At 65.0% G+C, this 2,832-nt stretch carries 4 protein-coding genes; 1 reads left to right on the plus strand and 3 read right to left on the minus strand.

The genetic code is table 11. The features are described 5' to 3' along the window. Positions 1 to 1,098: thiamine pyrophosphate-dependent enzyme (locus tag WA702_RS15240; RefSeq protein WP_425111360.1), on the plus strand; the 1,098-nt coding region annotated here is incomplete at its 5' end. Positions 1,099 to 1,296: 198 nt separating this feature from the next. Here the strand turns inward: WA702_RS15240 and WA702_RS15245 are convergent. The 3 genes from WA702_RS15245 to WA702_RS15255 all read right to left on the minus strand — a co-directional run. Beyond that, entirely contained in the window at positions 1,297 to 1,551 is a 255-nt protein-coding gene (locus WA702_RS15245) for a hypothetical protein (protein WP_425111362.1), read from the minus strand. Between the two features lie 205 nt (positions 1,552 to 1,756). Next, entirely contained in the window at positions 1,757 to 1,969 is a 213-nt protein-coding gene (locus WA702_RS15250) for a hypothetical protein (protein ID WP_425111363.1), read from the minus strand. 12 nt (positions 1,970 to 1,981) lie between these two features. Continuing rightward, on the minus strand, positions 1,982 to 2,832 hold an 851-nt coding region (locus tag WA702_RS15255), incomplete at its 5' end, for an AraC family transcriptional regulator (RefSeq protein WP_425111364.1).

Genomic DNA, 2,832 nt, shown 5'->3' on the forward strand with positions numbered 1-2,832 from the left:
CCCGCGGCGCTCGATCGCGCGGCAGAGATGATCAAGGCAGCAAAGCGCCCGCTCATCATGCTCGGTGCCGCCGCCAGCCGGCCGCGGCTTGCCGCGGCATTGGCGGATTTCGTCAAGCGCCTGCAGATCCCGTTCTTCAACACCCAGATGGGCAAGGGATCGGTCGCCGGCGGCTCCGGCCTCTACATGGGCACCGCGGCACTCTCCGAGCGCGACTATGTGCATGATGCGGTCGATCACGCCGATCTCATCATTGCCATCGGCCACGACACCATCGAGAAGCCGCCGTTCCTGATGGGCCCTGACGGTCCGATGGTGCTGCATGTCGGCTACCTGCCGGCGGTCGTCGAGGCTGTTTTCTTTCCGCATGCCGAGCTGGTCGGCGACGTCGGCCTCAGCCTGGCGCTGCTTGCCGACAGGCTCGACGGCAAACTGCCGAACGCCGGTGCGCTGCTTGGCTTGCGGGCCGAGATTCTCCGCCACATCGCGGATCGCGCCGAGGAGAGCCGCTATCCGCTGACGCCACAGCGGATCGTGCACGATGTGCGCCAGGTGATGCCGGAGGACGGCATCGTCTGCCTCGACAACGGCATGTACAAGATCTGGTTTGCCCGCAACTACCGGACCCGCGTCGCCAACACGCTGCTGCTCGACAACGCGCTTGCCACCATGGGCGCCGGCCTGCCGTCGGCGATCATGGCCGCATGCCTCAATCCGACGCGGCGGGTGATGGCGGTGTGTGGCGACGGCGGCTTCATGATGAACTCGCAGGAGCTCGAGACCGCCGTGCGGCTGCGGCTCAACCTCGTGGTGCTGATCCTGCAGGACAATGCCTATGGCATGATCCGCTGGAAGCAGGGCGTCGACGGCTTTCCGGATTTCGGCATGACCTTCGGCAATCCCGATTTCGTCACCTACGCGCAGGCCTATGGTGCCCGGGGCAGCCGGGTGGAGACATCAGACGGACTGGCGCCGACACTCAACGCCGCATTCGACGCAGGCGGCGTGCAGCTGGTCATCGTTCCCATCGACTATTCGGAGAATATGCGCGTGCTGGTGCAGGAGCTGCATGCGCATGCGCCGAAAGGCAAGGCATGAACGCAGCCGCTGATCGCCCCAACCCGCATCGCGGACGGCGCTCACCATGAGTGCCCGCATGCGGCATGGGGCAAACGGTGGACGTCAGCAAGCCGCAACGGCGGAACTACGAGCCGGCTCGATGGCGGTCTCGTTCGCTGCAACGGGATCGCCGAACATCTCCATGCCCGACACTTGCGTCGTTCCGGCGAAGGCGGCTCACGCCGCAGCAGCCATCTGCCAGCGTGCCGAAGCATAGCTCGAGGGATGATAGGCGAGATGCGGATTTGACGCCGCGTCGCGGGCGACGAAATAATCCTCGAGCTCGCTCACCGCGCGCGCTTCCCAGAGCTGCGCCTGTTCGAGCAGCGAGGCGCGTTGCAGCGGGCGGAACGTCGCCGTCTGCCGATACAAGGATGCGATGTTGCGATAGCGTCGCACGTTTTCCAGAACCGCTTGCCCATCGATCGCCATGAGTACTCTCCCCACTCCGTCCCCCTCAGGACCAGACGAAAATGCACTGGCACGATTTTCCAAATCACTAACGGGCACCCTCGGCTCAGGCAATGGTTGGCGAACTGTTGCTTCCGCGCCAGCTCGACGCGCTACGGTGGAATTAACCGTATTTCGCAAAGAAAGCGGAGTGTCACTGCTGCGCGACAGCACGGCGGTGGCTTCGTCACGGCGCGGAATCGGAGGTCGCGATGGCGTGGATCAGGAGCAGCGTGCCGAACAGGATGAACAGCGCGAACGCCTGAAAATCGCGCCAGGACAGGCCGATCAGGTCCATCAGCCAGTCCGCCGGCGCTCCGACGACAGCGAGCAGCAGGACAGCGGCGACTACGACGAAGAGGCCGTCGAGAATTTTCAGCGCGATGATCTTGGATGTCATCACCCGCTCCTGCTAGCGCGCCCGATCGCCGCGCACTTCGCGTGGCGTCTGGCCGTATTGGCGGCGAAAGCGGCGATTGAAATAAGACAGGTCGCCGAAGCCGACATCATAGGCGATGGTCGCGATCGCCGCCTGGCCCGAGGCCGGCTCACACAACAGCCGATATGCGCGCAACAGCCGCAGCCGGGTGAGGAATTCCGAGAAGGTGGTGCCGTCGGCCTCGAACATACGCTGCACGTAGCGCGGCGTGACGTTGAGCTTCGCCGCCACGGCCGTGATCGAGATATCGCGCCGATGGCTGTTGCCGACGACGAAGGATTTTGCGAGCCGCAGCCGTGCCGCACGCAATCCGCGCGCCCGCACCGTGTCGACGAAATCGGCGGTGGGCCCGATCGCCAGCGCGAGCAGGTCCTGAACGTGACGGACGGAGAGATTGAGCAGCCGCGGATCGGTCGATCCGCCTGCGTTCAACAGCCAGCTCGCATAATTGTCCAGCAGCTTGAGCGCACCACGCCCCGCCGGGATCGGCCGCATCAACGCATCATTGATGCCGACCACGGTGGCTTCGATCGCCAAACGCGGCACCAGCAACGTAAACGATCTGCCTTCGCTGACGCGTTGAAACGACGTGGCCTCGCCGCCGCTCAGGATGATGGCTTCACCCTCGCCGAGGACATGCGATCGGCCGACCGATTCGATCAGCGCCGTGCCCGCGCGGTTGATCGCCACCACCACATCGTCATTGCCGTCAGCGAGATAGCGGCCGTTGCGCGAGACGCGCACCGGCGACGCCTGGGCTTCCATCAGCTGCAGGCCGGGCAGGGTCAGCGCCCGGTTGCGCGCTTCGAAAGCCACGCCGGGCT

This window comes from Bradyrhizobium sp. (assembly GCF_049798375.1).
In the GTDB taxonomy this organism is placed as follows: Bacteria; Pseudomonadota; Alphaproteobacteria; order Rhizobiales; family Xanthobacteraceae; genus Bradyrhizobium.